Below are 22009 nucleotides of genomic sequence, written 5' to 3'. Positions count from 1 at the left end.
CTATTTTTATCCAGCAACGTCCCGTTTACGGAAGACAAACCAGGAAACTGCTAAGAATATAACATAATACACTGCCAGCACAGCAATGGAGAAGCCTAGTGTAGCACCACCTGGACCAATATCAGATCCCATGTAGACCCTTAGATCCATATGAGTGAAAATTAAATATCTGGCCCATTCGAACACATCCGGATTAAGTAAAGCAGCGAAAATACCTTGGGCAAACATGATAAACATAGATAACCCTATCGCCAATCCACTTGCACGGAATACGGAAGAGATCATAAAAGCAAGCGTAACCGTCAAGAAAAGAGTGACATAGCGGCATAGGAGATCTATAAAGGAATACTCTGCAGGACTCCAAGCTGTAATCGAAGACAGTGTGTCTCCAGTTGGTGAGGCGAAAATAAACGATGAAGCTAAACCAAAAACAATCAATACTGCAGTACAAAGCAAGCCAAACAACACAATGCTAATGTATTTCGAGAGTAAGATCTGGGAACGGCTCCACGGGCGAATCAGCAGCATTTTGATGGTTCCCCAGGTAAATTCGCCCGCTACGGAGTCAGCGGCTATAACAACAACGAAGATCGTATTCAGGAAGAATACAACACTCACTATCATTTGGAAACTGTCCCAAACGCCTAAGCGTGATGCAGGGTTATCCGTTGTGAAATACATAAGAGCCGGAAGAAACGCACTAAACACTGCTAGAATAATCAGCATAATCCATGTGCGAGCACGACTATATATCTTGATATTCTCATTATGTATCAACGCTGTAAAATTACTCAATTCCTTCACCTCCTGTAACCTCTAAGAATTGATCCTCTAGCGTACGGGCAAGTGATTTGATACTGTACACTTTAATCCCACCAGCCACTAGTCTGGCATTAAACTCAGCAATTTCTTCACGTGCCGCCTCAACTACAAGCCCACCGCTCTTTATAGTTCCTTGTCCAATGAGAGCAAGTGCAGCTTCGGCATCGTCAACCTCAAACAAGGTTTCTCCGATAGGCATTGTAACATTGCCTACCTCTTTTAGCTGTTTTACCTCAAGCAGTTGCCCATTCTGAATAATGGCTACACTGTCACACATGAGCTCCATTTCGGAAAGTAAATGGCTGGAGACAAATACGGTTGTTCCTTCTTCACGACAGAGTAGGCGCAGATAGTCACGAAGCTCACGTATGCCTTGTGGATCAAGCCCATTGGTTGGCTCATCTAGAACCAGTAGCTTTGGTCGGTTTAGTAGCGCCTGAGCTACTCCAAGTCTCTGACGCATACCTAGGGAATAAGTCTTCACTTTGTCATGAATTCTTTGACCAAGCCCGACCAGCTCCACAACCTCATCAATCCGCTGCTTACTGACTCCCGGTACCATCCGTGCAAATTGTCTAAGATTCTGATACCCAGACAGAAACTTGTACATTTCAGGATTTTCTACAATAGCCCCAACACTTGCAATAGCCTCTTTATAATTATTTTTAATACTATGACCACTAATCAGGACATCCCCACTGCTAATGGAAATTAACCCCACCATCATTCGTATTGTTGTCGTCTTCCCTGCTCCGTTTGGTCCCAAAAACCCGAATATTTGACCCGGTGGGATATCCAGCGTTAAATTGCTCACCAGCGTCTTAGAGCCTATTTTCTTGGTAACTCCCTGCAGACGGGCAACAGGTTCATACAGCATTTCTGTATTTGACACAGTATCACTTCCTTTCATTTACAAACAAGTTTACCATACAGTTTTTTTCAGAAAATTACAAAAAAGAAACAGTCTAACGTTGTTTAGACCGAGGATTCGATTCGATTTGAACAAAAAGGGACCTGGCCTCCCGCAAACGAAAGAGTCCAAGTCCCTTATATCACTTCATTCAATATTACCTGTTTTTTCAGAATGCAGGTATTTAGCCACCTACACGTGCAAGCTCGCGCATATTCGCTTCAAATGCAGCCATCAAAGCAGCCTCGCCGGTCAATCCGGTTTGCTCCACTTTGCGAATCTGCTCCATCATCCGTTTGTAATCCTTCGGAATGACACGAACAAACTTCGGCAAGCTATCTGCCCACTTATCCAATACCCGCGCTCCCGCCTTACTGCCTGTAAGCTCTACATGACGGCTAATCAGCTCGCGAAGCTCTTCGATCTCTTCTGGCTCTTCCACTCTCTCGAGAAGTACCATCTCAAGATTGCAGCGGCCGATGAAGGATCTCTCTGGATCGTAAACATAAGCGATACCACCTGACATTCCTGCCGCAAAGTTACGGCCTGTTTCACCAAGAACAACCACACGGCCTCCAGTCATGTATTCACAACCGTGGTCACCCACACCTTCTACTACAACCTTCGCTCCAGAATTACGAACGGCAAAGCGTTCACCGGCGATACCGTTGATATAAGCTTCTCCAGCTGTTGCTCCGTAAAATGCAGTATTTCCGATAATGATATTGTCCTCAGCTGCAAAGGTAGCTTTTGGAGATGGTTTAATAATAATCTTACCACCCGAAAGTCCCTTACCAACGTAGTCATTGGAATCGCCTTCCACCGTAAGTGTGATCCCCTTAGGCACGAATGCACCTAAGCTTTGACCAGCAGAACCGGTGAAATGAAGACGAATCGTATCATCAGGCAAGCCGGCTGCCCCGTATTTACGTGTCAGCTCGCTACCAAGGATGGTTCCAACGGCACGATTAACGTTCGTAATCGGTAACGATGCTTCTACAGCCGTTCCTGATTCCAGTGCAGGTGCAGCCAGATCCAGCAGTTTAGAGACATCAAGCGTCTCTTCCAGACCATGATTCTGACGTTTACTGCAGAAGCGTGTGCTTCCCTCTGGCATTTCCGGTACATGCAGCAGACTACTCAAATCTACGCCCTTCTTCTTCCAATGCTGCGAAGCTTGAGCAGCGTCTAAGCAATCTGTACGGCCAACCATCTCTTGAATCGTACGGAAGCCAAGACTCGCCATAATTTCGCGTAAATCCTGTGCCACAAAGGTCATAAAGTTAACTACATGCTGTGGATCACCCGTAAAGTTCTTACGAAGATCTGGATTTTGTGTCGCTACACCAACCGGACAAGTATCCATTTGGCAGACACGCATCATGATACAACCCACAGCTACTAACGGAGCAGTAGCGAAGCCATACTCTTCAGCACCTAGTAATACAGCTACGGCTAGATCGCGTCCGCTAAGCATTTTTCCGTCTGTTTCCAGTACAACGCGGTCACGCAGATTGTTCAGCATCAACGTCTGATGCGTTTCGGCCAAGCCAAGTTCCCATGGAAGACCTGCATGACGAATGGAGTTCATCGGAGATGCACCTGTACCCCCGTCATAGCCACTTACCAGGATAATATCAGCGCGCCCTTTGGCTACGCCAGCAGCAATCGTACCTACTCCGACTTCAGAGACGAGCTTAACATTAATGTTTGCACGTGGATTGGCATTCTTCAGATCGTAGATCAGCTCTGCCAAATCCTCAATCGAATAAATATCATGATGCGGCGGAGGTGAAATCAAGCCCACACCAGCTGTTGAACCGCGCACTTCAGCCACCCATGGATAAACTTTACGTCCTGGAAGCTGTCCGCCTTCCCCTGGTTTAGCACCCTGAGCCATCTTAATCTGGATCTCATCAGCGTTAACAAGGTAGTTAGATGTAACTCCAAAACGTCCGGAAGCTACCTGTTTAATCGCACTGCGACGGGAATCGCCGTTGCTGTCCGGGATATAGCGGGCTGGATCTTCTCCGCCCTCACCAGTATTACTCTTACCACCGATCCGGTTCATTGCAATAGCGAGGGTCTCATGCGCTTCCTTACTAATGGAACCAAAGGACATCGCACCCGTCTTGAACCGTTTCATAATGGACTCCACTGGCTCTACTTCTTCTAATGGAATCGGTTCATAAGCTGACTTGAACTGTAATAAGGAACGAATCGTCAGATGCTTCTCACTTTCACCTTGAACAAGTGCAGCATATTTCTTGTACATCTTATAATCTCCACTACGCACGGAGTGCTGAAGCAGATGAATGGTCTGTGGGTTGAACAAATGATCTTCCCCATCGTTTCGCCATTGATAATCACCACCGGAATCAAGCACTTTATCATTTCCGTCTTTTTCCGTGAAAGCACGGTTATGATGGATAAGTGCCTCGGTTGCTACTTCCTCCAGACCAATACCGCCAATGCGGGAAGGTGTCCAAGTAAAGTAACGATCCACGAATTCCGAGTTCAGACCCACAGCTTCAAAGATCTGCGCGCCCCGGTAGGATTGAATAGTCGAAATCCCCATTTTGGAAAGAATCTTAACTACGCTCTTAGTCGCAGCTTTAATATAGTTCTTCACAGCCTTCTCATGCGAGATTCCCCGCAGTAAGCCTTGGCCGATCATATCATCCAAGCTTTCAAAGGCCAGATACGGATTGACTGCACTCACACCATAACCAAGCAGAAGTGCATAATGATGGACTTCACGAGGTTCACCGGATTCAAGCAAAATACTAACTTTTGTCCGTGTTCCTTGCCGGATCAGATGGTGATGCAAGCTCGATACCGCAAGTAGAGCAGGAATCGCAGCATTCTCACGGTCCACACCGCGGTCCGTCAGAATCAGAATGTTATGACCTTTAGCCATAACGCGATCAGCAGCCTCGTTCATACGCTCAAGTGCGATACGCATTCCTTCTGCTCCGAGCTCAGCTGGGAAAAGAATCGGAATAGACATCGACTTGAAGCCTGCACGACGAACATGACGAATTTTAGCAAAGTCTTCATTCGAAAGAATCGGTGTGTGCAGCGAGATTTGGCGACAGCTTTCTGGTTCTGGTTTAAGCAAGTTACGCTCTGGTCCAATTGTAGTCGTAGTAGAGGTAACCAGCTCTTCGCGAATAGCATCGATTGGTGGATTCGTTACCTGAGCAAACATTTGTTTGAAATAGTTATATAGACGCTGCGGACGGTCTGAAAGCACAGCGAGCGGCGCATCATAACCCATGGAACCTACAGCTTCAGCGCCAGTAGATGCCATTGGTTCAAGCACCTTGCGCAAGTCCTCAAAAGTATAGCCGAACGCTTGCTGCAGCTGCTGCACATTGTCATGCTTAGGATTTGGTAGCTCAGGCGCATCTGGAAGCTCTTCGAGACTGATCAAATGCTCATCCAGCCACTGGCGGTAAGGCTTCTCAGTGGCGATAGCCGATTTGACTTCCTCATCGGAGATAATACGGCCTTCCTTCGTATCCACGAGCAGCATGCGTCCAGGCTTCAGGCGGTCTTTATATAAGATGTCCTCTGCTGGAATGTCCAGTACACCCGCTTCGGAGGATAGAATAATCATGTCGTCCTTTGTTACATAATAACGAGCAGGGCGCAAGCCGTTACGATCCAGAATAGCGCCGATTTGCACACCATCTGTAAAGCCCATTGCAGCAGGTCCGTCCCATGGTTCCATCAAAGTGCTGTGGTATTCGTAAAAAGCTTTCTTGTCGGCGTCCATACTGTCATGATTGCTCCATGGTTCAGGAACCATCATCATGGCTACTTGTGTCAAGGAGCGTCCGCTCAAATAAAGAAACTCAAAGGTATTATCGAACATTGCAGTGTCCGATCCATCCGGGTTTATAACAGGTTTGATCTTACTCAGATCTTCGCCGAACACTTCACTCTTGAACAGCGACTGGCGAGCATGCATCCAGTTCACATTTCCGCGCAAGGTATTGATCTCACCATTGTGGATCATAAAGCGGTAGGGATGCGCACGTTCCCAGCTTGGGAAGGTATTCGTACTGAAACGGGAGTGAACTAACGCGATTGCTGATTCCAGCTCTTCGTTCTGCAAATCCAGGTAGAATTGTCCGACTTGTTCTGTAGTCAGCATGCCTTTGTACACGATCTTACGACATGACAAGCTTGGGATATAGAAGGCTTCAGCCTCTTCTACACCACCGTAGCGAATCGCAAGCTCTGCACGTTTGCGGATGACATAAAGCTTACGCTCAAAAGACAATTCGTTCGTAACAGAGGCCGAGCGACCGATAAACACTTGGCGCACAAAAGGCTTTGCAGCCTTCGCGGTTTTGCCAAGCATTTCATCATAGGTAGGTACATCACGATAGCCGAGTACTTCCTGACCTTCTTCAGCAATAATTTTGCTTAAGAGAGCCTCATGTTGAGCCCGAACTTTCTCGTTATGAGATAGAAAAATCATGCCTACGCCATAATGGCCTTGTTCCGGCAAAGCGAAGCCAAGCTTCTGGGCTTCACTAGCAAAGAAACGGTGCGGAATTTGAAGCATGATACCTGCTCCGTCACCAGAGTTGGGTTCGCTACCTTGTCCGCCACGATGCTCCATATTAAAGAGCATTGTTAAAGCGTTACTAACAATATCATGGGACGGTTTGCCTTTAATATGGGCTACAAATCCCATGCCGCAAGCATCTTTTTCGAACTGGGGATCATACAGGCCCTGTTTTCCGGGCAGTTCAGTGTGTCTCATCGAACGCAACCTTTCTATTATAAAGTATGGCGTAATCTTTGGAAAATTTTTCAGATTAAAATTTTAATAATTATTCAAGCCAGATTAGTGCTATTATTTTATCACCGGGGTGACAACAGCGCAATTTAAACTTTTTTATGATGCTGATTAACATTTCTTTTTGCGACACAGCTTTAGTGGACAAAAGTTTAAAAAAACTCATCTATGTATAATTATGCATAAATGACGCATAAGAACTTATGCAATGAAAGCGTTTCAAGAATTTTCATCACCCTTGAATGTTTGCAAGAAAAAGGGTTCTATGATTTAAACTCAAAAAAAAGCGCCTCCCGGAGGAGACGCTTTTTAATTACTTTTTTTCAAATTATACAGTCATAGCTTGTTCACTGTTCATTCCAGCTTCATTGTCCCGACTGCGGGTCATGAAGTAAGCGAAAGTAAGAGCAAGGAACCCAAGACCGAAGATTGCAAGAACACCTACGTCACTCCACATTGCACTGAAGTCCCCTGTAGAAATTACTGATTTAAGACCACTAACTGTGTAAGTCATAGGAAGCAGTGGGTTAAAGAATTTCATCCAGTTCGGGATCAATTCAAGTGGGAATGTTCCGGCACTAGTTGTTAATTGGAAAATAAGAATAACGATAACAACAAAACGTCCCGGTTGATCCAACCAAGTAACAATGGATTGAACTACCCATGTGTAAACTAGACTAGTCAAGAATGTAAATAGGAAGAATAGCGGTACACTTTGTACTTCTAGTCCAAGTCCGTACAATACAACCACAGCAGCCAGCATAGACTGGATAAAGCTCATGATTGAGAACGTAAGCGTACGGCTGATAAAACGATTCATACGGCTTGCGCCTATTACAGCTGATTCACGCATTGGAATAACAATTGTAGAAATCAGTGCACCTACGAACAAACCAAGAGATAAGAAGTAAGGAGCAAACCCTGTTCCGTAGTTTGGTACATGATTTACAACTTGATCCTCAATCACAACCGGTTGTGCGAACATTTCCATCATTTTATCTGACTTATTCACGCTGCCTGTTTTTTCAGCAGCATCGCTAAGCTTAGTTGCCAGTTCTGTTGATCCAGATTTCAGATCATCCATACCATCTTTCAGCTCGCCTGCACCGTCAGCCAGTTTTTTCGAACCATCTGCTACAGCACTGATACCGGAACCTAGTTCGCCTACACCACTTAGCAGTTTTGAGGTACCATCGCCAAGCGCTTTACCGCCTTCAGCCAGCTTGCTGCCTCCAGCTGCAGCTTCTTTAAGCTTCGCACCAAATTGTTGCATCCCTGCATTCAGCTTATTGCCACCTGTTACAAGTGCAGATGCGCCTTGTGCCAGTTTTTGCTGTCCTGTCAAAAGCTGTGTGCTACCAGCATTTAATTGCTGTGCTCCATCATGCAACTGAGTTACACCAGCAGCTACCTGCTGTGAACCTGAGTGCAGTTGAGTTGCACCTTGTGCCAGTTGCTCTTGCCCACTGTGGAGTGCAGTAGCACCCTGTGCCAGCTGCTCTTGACTTTGTTGCAGTTGCTCACTACCTTGTGCAACAGCTGCACTAGCTGCTAGGAGCTTCTGTACGGCCGGATTCTGTGCCAACTCAGGACTAGCCTGTGCCAATTGCTGCAAGCCTTGAGCGACCGCTTTAGCGCCCTCAGTAACCTTTGTGCTACCTTCTGCGGAAGCCTGCAAGCCTGCCTCCAGCTTCGCGCTGCCATCCACGGAAGAGGTTAGACCTGCTTCCAGCTTCGCGCTGCCGTCAACTAAAGATTGTGTTCCTGCTTGTAATTTAGTAGTACCATCTACAGCAGACTTCGTACCTGCTTGAAGCTGTGTGGCACCTGTTACAGCTTGCTTCAAGCCGTCACTAAGCTGTTTACTGCCGGCAGCGCTTTGTGCAACGCCATCTTGAAGCTGTGTATGAGCAGCCGACAATTGTTGCAAACCGCCTGCCAAAGTGCTAGAACCCGTTTGAATTGCAGTAGCACCTGAATTTAAATCAGACACACCTTTAGTAAGTGGTTCTACACCATTTTGAAGTTTACCTGTACCATCTGTCAGTACAAGAAGATTATCTTTCAGCTTCAAGGCTCCGTCATCTAGCTTACCAGCGCCATCTGCGATCTTGGAAGCTCCATCTCCCGCCTCGCCCAATCCATCAGAAACTTCTGTAATCTGATTGAATACAGACTCCACATAAGCCTCTGTTACCTTAGCGGATACTTTAGATTTAATTTCTGATACAGCCGTTCCACCGATCTGTCCGGCCAGGAAGTTGTAGCCTTCATTTGGCTCATAAATAATTTTTGCCGGTTGTGGTTCATCATCCAAAAGCGTTGTTGCTTTAGCAGAGAAGTCTTCTGGAACAATAATCGCCATATAATAGGTATTGTCCTTCATTCCTGCTTGCGCTTCTTCTAGTGAAACAAAGTTCCATTGAAAGCCATCGGTTACCTTAAGCTCTTCAACCAGATCATCTCCGGCCTGAAGTTGTTTTCCTTCATAATTAGCACCGACGTCTTGGTTGACAACAGCAACCGGTAACTCATTCATCTTGCCATACGGATCCCAGAATGCCTTTAGGAAGAATCCGCTATACATCACCGGAATAAATAGGATGGCAATCATCGGAATCAGCACCTTTGGATTTCTCAGTGCTGCGCCAAGATCCTTGGTAAATACGGATAATGATTTCATTCTGGTTCTCTCCTTATGAGCTTATGCTCTCTTTAAAATGCTTTGTTTGCGAAATATTACGTAACACTAGGTGACCGTTTTCCCCATCTGGTCAATTTAGGGGATAAAAAAACGCCTTTCGGCTCTTCTTCAATGCCTAAAACAGCTTGGAAATTGTTAAGGGAAAGCAATCTGATCACGCCATCCCTATCCTGAATCAACGCTTACTGTGCCAGTCCTTCGGCGAGAAACAAATGAAAGTACATCTTGATCTGTTCCTTGTCCAAGGGAGTATGTGTTTTATTCAGTTCAGCAGTCAATACAATATATAGCCTGAACATGACTACAGATACGATTTTAGGATCGCAAGGTTTGATTTCTCCCTTTTCAAGGGCTTGTTGCACCTCCCGTTCTAAATATTCTAAAACTAAGTTCTCGATCTTCTCGAGCCCTTCTCCTGCCTGCGGCGTTCCGAATTCGCGACTCTCCTGGGAAAGCTTGATGAATAGCTCCTGCTCACTTCGAAATTCCAGCAGGGCATCCAGCACACGATGCAGGTTATCAAAGAAAGGTCTGTCTCGCCTGATCTCGCGATCAGCAATCATCTTCATTTCTACCATCATATCGCGCAGGATCTCATCAAACAATTGCTCTTTGTTTGTAAAAAAGGTGTAGATGGTTCCTTTCCCGACATTTGCGATCTTAGCAACCTGATCCATGGTAGTCGCCTTATAGCCGAATAATGAAAATGATTTTGCTGCGGCCTGAAGCACCTGCTGTCTTCGATCCACCACTGCCACCTGTGCCCACTTCCTTTCTCCAGAAAATATCATTACCGCTGACTATCTGACCACTTTACTAATCCGGTCAATTGGTCATTCATTACTTTAACATGTAGCTTTGCAGTTTGCAATACTTTAGAAAATCTTTTATTTTTTTATTTATTGCAGGGTTTTAACTTTCTATTTACGTCTTATTTGTATAATGTGAGTAGAGAACAGTTTTCCCTCATCTATTTAAGAAGAAATTCCGCATTTCTATTGAAAAGGAAAGTAGCAGGTGAACTTATGCGAAAGAAAAGAGTACTGCTGTTTTCGGAAGGCTTCGGTACGGGCCACACAGGAGCAGCCTATGCTCTGGCCGAAGGAATAAAGCTGCTGAATCCGGATGTCCAGTGCCGAGTCATCGAGCTAGGTAAATTTCTTAACCCGATGGTCGCCCCATGGATTCTTTCCGCTTACCGAAAAACAGTTAGCAGCCAGCCTAAGCTGGTCGGCATGATGTATAAGACACAATATCATAAATCATTGAACCCGTTGACTAAGATGGCACTTCACCGGATTTTTTATACACATGCCTCTCAAGTAATCGAGCAGCTAAAGCCTGATTTGATTATTTGCACACACCCCATTCCGGCCGCTGTCATTTCCAGACTAAAGCGTCGTGGATTGGAGGTCCCGCTGTATACGTTAATTACAGATTATGATGCACATGGTAGCTGGGTAAATTCCGAGGTCAACCGATATCTCGTCTCTACCCCACGTGTAAAATCTATTCTAACAGGCCGAGGGATTGCTCCTGAGCTTGTAACGGTCACCGGCATACCTGTCCATCCGAAGTTCTGGGAACGGTCCAACAAGACGCTGCTCCGCAAGGAACTAGGTCTAGCCGATATCCCTACTGTACTCATCATGGGTGGAGGCTGGGGACTGATGTTCGGCAAAGAGATTATGAATTCACTCACAGCCAGAATGGATAACATCCAACTCATCTTCTGTATGGGCAGTAACGAGAAGCTTATAACCAAAATGAAGTCCAATCCAAGGCTTAATCATCCTAACGTCAGGATTCTTGGATATACCAGTGAAATCAATAAACTTATGGATGCTTCCGACCTTCTAATCACAAAGCCTGGCGGTATGACCTGTACCGAAGGTCAGGCTAAGGGAATCCCAATGCTCTTCTATAAAGCTATTCCAGGTCAGGAAGAGAAAAACTGCCAATATTTCGTAGAGCTAGGGCTAGCAGAGGTACTTGACTGTGAGGTAGTGAATAAATGGTTCTCTATGATGCTCCGTGAGTATTCTGTTCTCGAAGAACAGCGTAAACGCCGTCTAGCCCCTGATAAACATCAACCGCAAAGTTGCGCGACTACCGTTCTGCAGATGTTAGGCAACCCCGCAGACAAAACAGCCGATATCAGAGGAGCAAGATCTCAAGCCCGAGGCGAAGAGCCTGTGTGCATTACACCATAAAGAAAAGCAGGTAGTCAGGGGAAATTCCCGGCTATCTGCTTTTTTTGTATAGACATGTAATCAGGATTTATTAAATTTCTATACTTTCACCAGCTTTAAGCGGGAATCCCTCTATCCCCTCTTGTCGCAGACGATTACAGAAATCCATAGCATCCTGAGCAATATCCGGGAATGTATTGTAATGAAGTGGTATGACCTTGTCCGCTTGAAGCCAGCGCGCAGCAAGGAGCGCATCATCCGGTCCCATGGTCAGCATATCGCCAATTGGCAGAGCCGCCAAATCAATCGCAGTTCTTTCACCAATCAGACGCAGATCGCTGAATAGTGCGGTATCACCTGCATGGAATAACGTCTTCCCCTCAATCGTCAATAAAATACCTGCGGGTTGTCCAGCATAAATCCAAACGTCGCCTTCCTGAATCGATGAGGAATGAAACGCCTGAGTATATTTAACGGTAATAGCATCATAAATATGACTGCCGCCTATATTCATATGTTTAACCTTGGCACCCTTCATTCGGCAGTATTCTGCAAGCTCAAAAACAGCAAAGATCGGACAATCATTCTGTTTGGCAATTTGCACAGCATCACCTAAATGATCCGAGTGACCGTGAGTCAGCAGGACAGCATCTACAGTAATGTCATCAGGTGAAATACCGGAGTTCGGATTTCCTGACAAAAAAGGGTCAATAATAACTTTCGCTTGCTCTGTTTCTACCAGCAGCGCTGAGTGTCCGTAATAAGTGATCTTCATGACAATTCTTCCACCTCCAGGGTTATATAGTCTAGTTTACCCTATAAATAGCTGAGGTTCACAGATAAGGTCAATTATTTATAAAACGTATGATTACCAATGGTCTTCACATACTCCTGCGAATGATGTACGGTAAGATCCTGCGCAAGCTTAAGCGATAGGAAAAAATAAGTACTATCGGGAACTTCCTTCACCCCAGAGAGCGCTGCGTTCACCGCTTTAATACTATCATCATTAGGCTTGACACGTTTAAGACGCCCGTTAGCTACAGGACTGAATTGATGCTTTTGATAAATGACCTTATATATCGTGTCGGGGAAATTGGCTGACCGTAGCCTATTCAGAACAACGTTGGCAACTGCCACCTTGCCCTGGTACGGTTCACCTTCCGCCTCTGCCATTACAATTTTTTGTAGCAGAAGCAGTTCTTCTTCGGATACTGCGTAGCGCCGGGTTGCTTTACTTTGCTGCTCCTGGCTTAATAGCTCGGTCCGAGAGAAGTATAATGTTGTGAGGGGATTTTTCTGAGATGCCGAGACTGTCTTAACCACAGTCTGAGCGCTCTTTTTCGCTGTCGCTTTCTGCGCAGCTGAATTAGATTGTGCCACATCAGCCTTTACCCGAACTATGGAAGCCTGCGATGTATTTTGTGGCTTTATTTTATTCTTACTAAGCCATTCCACACTCTGCTCTGGTTTCCAAGTGGAACTGAACAGGTTAACTGTGCTGTAAAGCTTATTCATTTGTGAAACTTTTGTAGAGCCCCTCGTCTTACTAGATTTTGATTCTTCTTGCAAATAATTAATTACTGATGCTCGGCTGGTGGATTGCAGCTTATCCATCTGCAGATTATCTATTTTCCCCTCGGCAACCTGATTAGGCTGCATTAAGCTTATGGCAGAGAAACACACTAGTATAACGCCAACAAGCAACGCGATACAGCGGTTTTGTTTAAAGATTAACATGATATTCCTCCTATTTCACGGCACATTCCTATTGTATGTAACCGAAAACGGAAGCTTTGAAAACTTAAATACCGATTTTAAAATGTAATATTTTCAATCATTTCATACATAGGAATGGCATACATTCTGGTAGCATACAACACAAAACTATCAATCGTCCAGTCTCTATGAAAGATTTTTGATCTTTTTTCATCATCCAATTTCAGTAAATTTTCCAGCAATTTATCATCAAATGAAATTTTTCCAAGGTACTTTCGAGCCACTGTGAGATGTGGTTTGTACTCCCTGGATTCGGCCGAAAAACCTAAAGGAAGTGTAGCAGTGTGTACTCTCGCAGCCAGTAAATTCAGCTCTTCTAGTTCGCCAGAAACCCCTGCCCATAAAACTTTTGGAGCCTTTGGCAGACCAAATGTATTCCATTTGTCTAAGGATAGTTTGAAGGGGCGGCATTGCTCTGACATCTGCTTCAACGACATGATTAAATCCGGGATTTTCGTCTTTGGGGTGTCTCCTAAAAATTGCAGGGTAATATGATAATCCTCTGGATGAGTCCATTTTGCAAAATGAAACTTTTGAGATAGGTTAGAGCACTCTTCCGCCACAACTTGCCCAAGTTCTGCGGGTAATTTCACAGCAATAAATAATCGTTCTGAATCTTTATCCGACACGTTAGCATCCATATCAATTTCACCTTCTCCTATAGATTTGGTATCCTTATCCTATAACATTATCCATTTTCATCAAACCTTAGAGCAGGAGGAATACATCATGACTAAGTCCATAGTATGTCTACAACCACTGACAGCCGAGCAACAAGAAAGAATCAAAGCAGCAGCCCCCGGTTATACATTCATACAAGGTGACGGCAAAAATCCGGATTTACAGCTGCTAGCTGATGCTGAAATCGTAATCGGCTGGGCTAAAGGCATCGCCGATACGCTTCTTCGTCCAGATTCGCCCCTTCGCTGGGTCCAATCCTGGTCTGCTGGAATTGAGAAGCTCCCGTTAGAGCGTTTTAAGGAACGTGGAATCCTATTGACTAGTGGGAGCGGAGTGCATGCCGAGCCTATTTCTGCGGTAATCTTTGGCTTCATGCTTCTCTTCACACGTAATTTGCATACAGCCGTTCGCAATCAGATGAACCGCTACTGGAATTCTGACGGAAGTGAGAGTGAATTGTTCGGAAAGACAGCCGTTATTGTTGGAACTGGAGCCATCGGCAGCGAAACTGCCAGAATCGCTAAAGCTTTCCGGATGAAGACGATCGGAGTAAGTCGCTCAGGCAAGCCACTCGCTGATTTTGATCAAGTATATACCACTGACCATCTGCCAGAAGCTGTGAGCCAAGGCGACTTCATCATCAATATTCTCCCTATCACCGATGAAACTAAGCAATTATTTAATACTGCAATCTTCTCTGCCTTTAAACAAGGCTCCTATTACATTAACGTTGGACGTGGAGCAACTACTGATACTGAGGCTCTAATCCACGCACTGAATCGCGGTCAGCTTCGTGGTGCGGGATTGGATGTATTCGAAACCGAGCCCCTCCCGCAGGATCATCCACTTTGGACTATGGAACAGGTAGTCATCACTCCTCATTCTGCTGGCATAACCGATCAATACGCTAATCGAATCGTAAATATTTTTACCGAAAATATAAATTCCTATTTATCTACTGGCACTCCATCCCTAAATCTCGTTGATTATGCCCGCCAATATTAAATTTAGTATTTGATTATTAAGAACACTTGTTCTATAATAAAAAAATCCAGGAATCAAGCATAAAGAGAGGTTTGCGAAATAGATGTTACTGTCACACAATACAATGAGGAATGGAATCTTATCTTCCAAGAAGGATCTCGTAAGATTAAAGAGATCTTCGCTGATGCACTTATTGATATTCACCATATTGGCAGCACTTCTGTTCCTGGGCTAAAAGCTAAACCAATCATTGATATGATGCCTGTTGTACGAAATATCGAAGTCATTGATGACTTCAACGCGCAAATGACAGAGCTCGGTTACGAATGTATGGGCGAGTTCGGTATGAGTGACGAGGCAGCAGAACAATACGGTAATCTAAAAGAGGATCTTGCGAATCAATTTCCGAAGGACATTGAAGCTTATATGGATGGGAAAGAAGCATTTGTCACCGAACTAGAAAGAACAGCGCTTGAATACTATTCAAATCTTTAACTATAAACTGATCATACAAAATAGTCCCTGCATATCTATTAGGCAATCCTAATGGACATGCAGGGACCCTTATTTCAAACCTGGATCGCAGCGCGCTTAATTAGAAGCTATGATCTCGTCAATATAAGCTGTAGCGGTTCCAGCCGTAGAAGGTGTAACAAACTGAATCCCAATGGCATCTACTTTCTTCAAATTCTCAGGCGATAGAATGGAATTGTTGCTGAGATCAATCGTGAACTCCGTGAATCCATCCTGAGCAGCTATCTTCGCACCCGAATCTACCCATACTGCATAGCCACCTAATTGAAGAAACAGCTTCGCTTGAACATCAGGCTGGTCAGAGACGATTCTAACTTTAGCAGTAAGCTTGGAGAATGAGCTCAGATCAAGTGCAGCTACTTTTGATGCTGCTATAAAAGGATCTTTATCCTCTCCATTCCATGCGAAATCAAGCTTCAAAGATTGATTACCTTCAGCATATACATCAGAAGATACTGTGGCTGTACCAGAATTGATAGCCCAACCGTCATTCCCCGTCTCGAAGCCATAGTGAACATCCGGGACAGCTTTCTCCAGAGATACTTCCTTCAAATAAAGCTTCGCAGTTCCTCCATCATTGGAAACATCCTCAATTTTAATCCCAATCGTCTTTACAGCAGCCAAATCTACGCCCACCCCTGCTGCTGCAGTAGGCAGGGAAATAGATAAGGTCGTATAACCGTTAGAATCTACAGGCACAGGATCACCGCTGTCGCTCCATTTCCAGTCCGCACCTGTCTTGATGAATAGACGTGCTTTAGCTGCACCACTCGAGAGCTTAACCTTAGCGCTGATCGTATCCAGCCCTGTAATATTCAGCTTCTCAGGATTAATAGCAAGTTCGAAGGATTCTTTGGAGCTGCCATTTGTATCATTGCCAGTATTAATCAAATCAAATTGCACACTTGCCGCTTCTTCATTGGCATCAAATACTGGAGGTTGAGCGTTGGCAGACGAACCGTTGGTTGTAGCCCATCCTGCAATATCAGCTTCTGTAGCGAAGGCGTACAACACGCCAGGCTCATGTCCCTGGGAACCTCCATTTCCTTCTTCCGACATATCCGGAAGTGTCCCGTCATAGACCGCTTGAATATCGTCAAAGTAGAGCGAACCTTCGTGGCTCTGTCCGTCCATCGCATTCACATACAAATTAAAGCTCTGAACTTGCTTCAATCTTTCCTGTGTAAGCTCTCCGGCTTTTCCCCAGCTCATCTCCGTCAAATTCTTCAAACTTAATACTATTTTACCGTTCTTGTCTGGATTAATGACCGGATAGGCTTCGAAATATCCTCCATCAATGACAAGCTGCACCACTAGCTTAAGTGGCTCACCTTTCTCAGCATAAGCGTTGTCTCCATCGGAAGCTACCCACATACTGAGTGCATTATAGTCGGACCAGTCCAGCGAAACCAGACTTTTACCTACTCCGGTATAACCTGCATTATTAATCGTATAGTGCAGTTTCATTCCGTAATCCCCGGATGCCTTATGCTCGGAGCTTAAAGATACGCTCACATCATCTCCGCCAGCCTTAGGATATTTGGCTACCAGTGCTTCATCGCTTGAGCCATAAGATTCAAAATTATCTACCAGTGCTTTGTCAGCAACAGGTGCAGTATACGTATTATAAAGACCGATATTATCTAAATAGATTGGCAATTCACCTTTCACTTCCAAACCACTGCCAACCAGAGATATCGCTAGACCATTGGCTTCGGCTGATTTAGCAGCATTATCCAGATCAATCGAAACATCAAATTTATAATATTGTGATCCACCCACGTTAACTTTCTCAAGATCGGACAAAGATTTATAGGATGAGTCCATGCCATACTTTGTATCCCAATCTGGTGGCAACTGAATGACACTGCGTACCGCAGCATTGTTAGCCTCATTCTGAGCAGCCTCCGGAATTAACACGGAGAACTTCACACGTGTAACTTGAGACAGATCCACTCCATCCAATGCAAGATCATTCAATTGCAGCTTCAATTCCTGCCAAGTATCCTCAGCAGACAGCCCTTCAGTAATGTTAATAACAAGCTTACCGTTAGCATCTAGTGACGCATGCTGCAAGACCGTCTTGATCGTCTCTGCGTTATTGGCGAGCCCTGACCAAGTACCATTGTTTTGGATTTGCTCCAAATCCTTGTCAGTATCAAAAGTAAGTACCTTTATTGGCGCTTCATTGATTTTTAAGAATACAGAATTAGTCTGTGCAAGTGTAGCATCTCCAGTTCCATATGCCCTCACTGTAATCTCTGCTGAACTGCCATTCAGACTAGCGTCTGGCTGCCATGAAGCGCTATAGTAGCCGTCTGTACCGAGCGTCATTTCCACTTCTACTCCAGAATCACCCACAGTATAGGTCACTTTGCTAGGCACTGCATTGAGTACCTTGGCCCGAATGATGGTCACGGCATCTGTTACTGTACTGATATTATTCGGAGTTACAATGTGGAGGAAAGGTTTCTTTCCTGCCACTTCAACCTCGAGATTGTACTTATTATCTTCTTTCACATCACTCGCAAAAGCCGTGAAATCATCTTTATAAAAATTCACAAAATCAGGAAGCAACTCATGATCTGCTTTATTAGGAACATTCTTATAAGGAACATACAAATTATTACCTTCACCAAAGTTCGCCCAAGTCAGCATATAAGATATTTTTGCTGCATCAGGGTCAGCCTTGATCGCATTCAATACTTTAGTGAACCATTCCAGCTCATTATTGCCTGTTGTTTTCATACCAGCAGCACTATAACCATACTCAGATAGGGTAACAATCTTACCTTTGTCTTGAGCAAGCTGAGAAATCATCTTAAGGTCTTTAACAAGACCACCCAGGAAAGCCTCCGAACCCGCATTCTCCTTGTTGTCATACTGATCCATTCCAAGAATATCAACAAATTGATCACCTGGATAAGTCGTTAAATATTCACTTTCATTTCCATTAAAAGATCCGTTTGGTGAGAATACATAAAGGAAGTTATGAACGCCTTTAACATCACGTAGGTATTCAACTGTATATCTGTACAGTTCCGCGTATTCACTCTTTGTCGTTGTAGCCGCACCCCACCAGAACCAACCTCCATTTTGTTCGTGGAAAGGACGGAACAGAACTGGAATCAGGTTGCCATCGTCATCCTTAAGATTGTTCGCAAAATCAGAGATGCGATCTAGATATTTATTAAACTCTCCATTCTTATCTCCGCCCGGCAAAATACGTGATACTACCGAGCGCGTTGCTCCTTTGGAATTCCCTGTATCGTTAAAGCTTCCACCCGTAACAAAATTGTACGGATGTGTACTTAGCGTTACAATACCACCCAAATCATGAGCCTGCTTCATGGCAGCGGATAATCCTAATCTACTCGCTTCATAATCTCCGCTAACTCCAGGAGGATTCTCATATCCATCTAAACTAAGGGTGTCCCAACCAAAAACCCCAGGATAATCACCAGTGGAGCTGTATACGTCAGAAATAACATTTCCGTTCTTATCCTTTCCGGCAAAAGAGACGGTAGTATCATGCTGATGACCGAACATAACTTGTTTGCCGCTCATGCTATCCAGATAAGCAAATAACGATTTGGTAGCAGCCGATGCATCTACGTCAACGATATGAACCCCAGCTTCTGGTGTTGCCGTTGGAGCAGCCGTTGCTGTAGGTTCCGGAGTAGCCGTCGGTACTGGCGTTGCTGTAGGCTCTACACTAGTACCACCTGAGCCCCCAGGCGCCGGTGCACTTGTTCCCTGTCCTACAAGAACTCCATCCTTCACAGTGTATGTTCCTTCTACTATAGTCACTCCATTTAAGACTACAGAGGAAGCACTTACTACAAGCTTGCTAATGGTACCCTTTGTTGTAATCAACGTTCCCGTTGCACCGTTACCAATCACAAGCTGATCGATTGTAGAACCTGAGCCTACTTCTATAATAGAAGCACTATCAATAGTCAGTTGAGTGATGACCGTACGATCCTCTATAACGACCCGAACTTTTCCTTCAGGACGATTCACTTTTACAACAGCGAATTTAGAATTTTTTAAATGAATCGAATGCTCGCCGCCACCAGATATAAGCACATTACCTTGTACTGTTGCATTCTCCAAGACACCCTCACCATCACCAATACCGGAGGTAAAATAAAGGTTGCCTGATGCAGCTACATTCTTTAGTTCAACCCCACTTTGGTTAATGACAATATTCCCATGGATATCTCCCCCAGTGAATGTACCGGCTGTGTTGTAGTAGCCGCTAATCAATCTGTCAACGATAGTGACTACCTCCGCCCTTGTAATTGGGTCGTTCGGACGAAATGTACCATCTGGATAACCGGATAGAATTCCACTCAATGCTAGGGTAGCCTCTTTAGCGTAAGCGCTGATGGATGCTTGGTCTGTAAAGGCACTCGCTTTAGTGCCTGGCTCCAATGAAAAAACAGAAGCAATTAATGTTGCAGCATCTTGACGAGTTACTTCAGTATCCGCTTTCGCTTTATTATCAGGAAAACCTTTGTAATAGCCAGCTTGCTTCGCTATAGATAAAGCGCTTGCATACCAAGCTTTAGCAGGTACATCCGAGAATGACATTTCCGTAAGAGTGCTAAATCCAAATAGCTTATTAATAATACTTACAAGCTCAGCACGCGTTACTTTATGATCCGGCTTAAAAGAGCCGTCCGGATAACCTTGAATAACACCATTACCCTGCCACTTCTCTACACTTTCTCCAGCCCAGTGCGCCTTGAGGTTTTCATTTGTTTTTCCGTTAGCTAGCGCAGGCACAGCCATTGTAACAAGCATTACTGCTGTAAGAAATAGAGCAAAGCTTTTTTTGAACTTCTTCATTCGTTTTACCCTCCCGTTTTGTAAAGGTTTTCATTATTACTCAAGCAGAAGATTCGACTTCTTTATCAACCTCCCCATTTATTCCCAATAACAATTTAGTTATTATATTAGCATCAAAATAGCATACAAACAATAACTTATTTTTATAAATAGCTATTTTGTTATAAAAAACACTGAATATCAGGGTCAACAAGCATAAATTTAGTCAGATTAATAATAACAAAATACTAACAAAATATTCCCCGTTCTATAAAAAAAAAACAAAAGGCCAGTCTCCAATGGATTGGAGGCTGGCCTTAACTTAATCTTCTGTTTTATCTAATCCAAGTCATAAATCGATCCGACTTTCAACCCGTATAGCTCATTGTATATTTTCTCAGCAAAGGCATCCGTCATCCCTGCGATATAATCAATCACCATATGTTCCCACGTCCAAATAGGATTCGCTTGTTTCTGATCCTTCTCAAAGCGTTGCAGCCAGTCCGATGGAATAATGGCTTTGGATGTCTGCGGATCAAGAAAAGCTCCCCATAGACGGCGCAGAATCCATTCACTACGTTTCTGAAGCCGCTGTACTCGTAAATCACGAATCATCGTAACCCAAGCGAAGCTCTTCAGCACACTTACGGTCCGTAGCATATCCTCATCTTCTTTTCCTTCTTTTATAAAGGTGACCTTCTTCCAGTCTCCATCAGGAATCACCCCAAGACTTGCGACAAAGGTGCTAACCCAATAAGCCTTAACTTCACGCCGAGTTCTGGAATAGTCGTTCTCGCAGGTTGGCATCTTTTCCATCCATACTCGAAGAAATGAACTAAGCACCTCTTCGACCTTAGCACGGATACCTTCCTCCTCCCAACCCTTCCAGAAGAAATCCTCTAACGTTGAAATTTTCTCTACGATCAGCCGCTGAATATAGGAATCATGCATAAAGTGTTCATGCACTTCAATCTTTCCAGCCTTAATTCCATCCTCCAAATCATGTGCAGAATAAGCGATATCGTCGCAAAGGTCCATCAGCTGAGCTTCCAACGTTTTCTTACCCGCAGGAATTCCCCACTCTTTGCGAATCTCCGAAATATATGCCCATTCGTGAAGGTACATCCCCTTCTTCAGTGAGGTGCCAGGAAACGGATATTTATTAATTCCGAGAAGCACTGCATCCGACAGATTTAATCCATCAATGTTCTCCCGCTTCTCCAGAAACATAATCAGCCGATAATTATGAGCATTGCCTTCAAAGTGCTCATAGCGCTGCTTCATCTGCTCATGAATGAGCAGCCTATCTGCACCCGTTGCTCCAGATAGCAGGGCAGCCTCATTCGTCTTCTTTTCAATAAGCTGGTCCAGAATGTTATCTAGTACCTCTTCCCCTTTATGCCCGAAAGGAGGATGACCAAAATCATGAGCAATGGCCGCGCATTCTACAACCTCTGGATCTATTACAAGTCCTGGGTTCTCCGCTTTACTTGTCTCCACCTCTGGATAAGATCTAAGCAGACTTTTCGCTGCCTCACGAGCAATCTGAGCGACTTCAAGTGAATGAGTTAGACGCGTCCGGTAATAATCACCCGTGCCAGCCCCGAACACTTGAGATTTGCCTTGCAGCCTACGAAAAGTAGGCGAATGAATCAAGCGTGAATAATCACGCTCATAAGCAGCTCTCGACGTTTCTAGGCGGGTAATTTCCGGATATTGCCGGTGTTCTCTTTTTTCAATAAGTGTCATATTCC

The 22009-nt window shown here is 44.6% G+C and carries 13 protein-coding genes; 3 read left to right on the top strand and 10 right to left on the bottom strand.

Translation table 11 applies throughout. The annotated features are described in order from the left end of the window. Window positions 1-6: 6 nt before the first annotated feature. From ACQKMP_RS23705 to ACQKMP_RS23685, 5 genes are all read right to left on the bottom strand, one after another. On the bottom strand, window positions 7-795 hold the full coding sequence (locus tag ACQKMP_RS23705; protein WP_427471327.1) for an ABC transporter permease: 789 nt from the start codon (window positions 793-795) through the stop codon (window positions 7-9). Then, a complete protein-coding gene (locus ACQKMP_RS23700; RefSeq protein WP_379423584.1) occupies window positions 788-1699 on the bottom strand; it encodes an ABC transporter ATP-binding protein in 912 nt (303 codons plus the stop codon). Before ACQKMP_RS23700 ends, ACQKMP_RS23705 begins: the two co-directional genes overlap by 8 nt. A 217-nt stretch (window positions 1700-1916) precedes the next feature. Next, a complete protein-coding gene (gltB, locus tag ACQKMP_RS23695; protein WP_427471325.1) occupies window positions 1917-6512 on the bottom strand; it encodes a glutamate synthase large subunit in 4596 nt (1531 codons plus the stop codon). Window positions 6513-6876: 364 nt separating this feature from the next. Continuing rightward, window positions 6877-9231: a YhgE/Pip domain-containing protein gene (locus tag ACQKMP_RS23690; RefSeq protein WP_042185237.1), complete on the bottom strand. Its 2355-nt coding sequence runs from the start codon at window positions 9229-9231 to the stop codon at window positions 6877-6879. Between the two features lie 203 nt (window positions 9232-9434). Then, on the bottom strand, window positions 9435-10010 hold the full coding sequence (locus tag ACQKMP_RS23685) for a TetR/AcrR family transcriptional regulator (RefSeq protein ID WP_179085738.1): 576 nt from the start codon (window positions 10008-10010) through the stop codon (window positions 9435-9437). A 267-nt stretch (window positions 10011-10277) separates the two neighbouring features. Between ACQKMP_RS23685 and ACQKMP_RS23680 the strand changes: the two genes are divergently transcribed. After that, a complete protein-coding gene (locus ACQKMP_RS23680) occupies window positions 10278-11465 on the top strand; it encodes a UDP-N-acetylglucosamine--LPS N-acetylglucosamine transferase (protein ID WP_042185232.1) in 1188 nt (395 codons plus the stop codon). A gap of 70 nt (window positions 11466-11535) precedes the next feature. On the opposite strand, the gene ACQKMP_RS23675 is transcribed toward ACQKMP_RS23680, so the two are convergent. From ACQKMP_RS23675 to thpR, 3 genes are all read right to left on the bottom strand, one after another. Next, window positions 11536-12219 (bottom strand): metal-dependent hydrolase, encoded by a 684-nt coding sequence (locus ACQKMP_RS23675; RefSeq protein ID WP_339245178.1) that lies wholly within the window; start codon window positions 12217-12219, stop codon window positions 11536-11538. Between the two features lie 74 nt (window positions 12220-12293). Next, complete coding sequence (locus tag ACQKMP_RS23670) at window positions 12294-13184, bottom strand: cell wall hydrolase (protein WP_042185228.1); 891 nt, start codon at window positions 13182-13184, stop codon at window positions 12294-12296. 77 nt (window positions 13185-13261) lie between these two features. Continuing rightward, a complete protein-coding gene (thpR, locus tag ACQKMP_RS23665; RefSeq protein ID WP_379423294.1) occupies window positions 13262-13864 on the bottom strand; it encodes an RNA 2',3'-cyclic phosphodiesterase in 603 nt (200 codons plus the stop codon). An 88-nt stretch (window positions 13865-13952) separates the two neighbouring features. Between thpR and ACQKMP_RS23660 the strand changes: the two genes are divergently transcribed. Continuing rightward, the gene (locus ACQKMP_RS23660; protein ID WP_042185224.1) at window positions 13953-14909 is read left to right on the top strand and encodes a D-2-hydroxyacid dehydrogenase; all 957 of its coding nucleotides are present in this window, start codon (window positions 13953-13955) and stop codon (window positions 14907-14909) included. Window positions 14910-14987: 78 nt separating this feature from the next. Next, a complete protein-coding gene (locus ACQKMP_RS23655) occupies window positions 14988-15383 on the top strand; it encodes a GrpB family protein (protein WP_339248433.1) in 396 nt (131 codons plus the stop codon). Between the two features lie 96 nt (window positions 15384-15479). Here the strand turns inward: ACQKMP_RS23655 and ACQKMP_RS23650 are convergent, their stop codons facing one another. Next, window positions 15480-20276 (bottom strand): glycosyl hydrolase, encoded by a 4797-nt coding sequence (locus ACQKMP_RS23650; protein ID WP_427471320.1) that lies wholly within the window; start codon window positions 20274-20276, stop codon window positions 15480-15482. A gap of 318 nt (window positions 20277-20594) precedes the next feature. Further along, window positions 20595-22004: a deoxyguanosinetriphosphate triphosphohydrolase family protein gene (locus tag ACQKMP_RS23645; protein WP_379423299.1), complete on the bottom strand. Its 1410-nt coding sequence runs from the start codon at window positions 22002-22004 to the stop codon at window positions 20595-20597. Window positions 22005-22009 lie beyond the last annotated feature (5 nt).

Source organism: Paenibacillus sp. NPDC101420 (genome assembly GCF_050277435.1).
GTDB lineage: Bacteria > Bacillota > Bacilli > Paenibacillales > Paenibacillaceae > Paenibacillus_AQ.
This window is presented reverse-complemented; position numbering and strand designations above follow the sequence as displayed.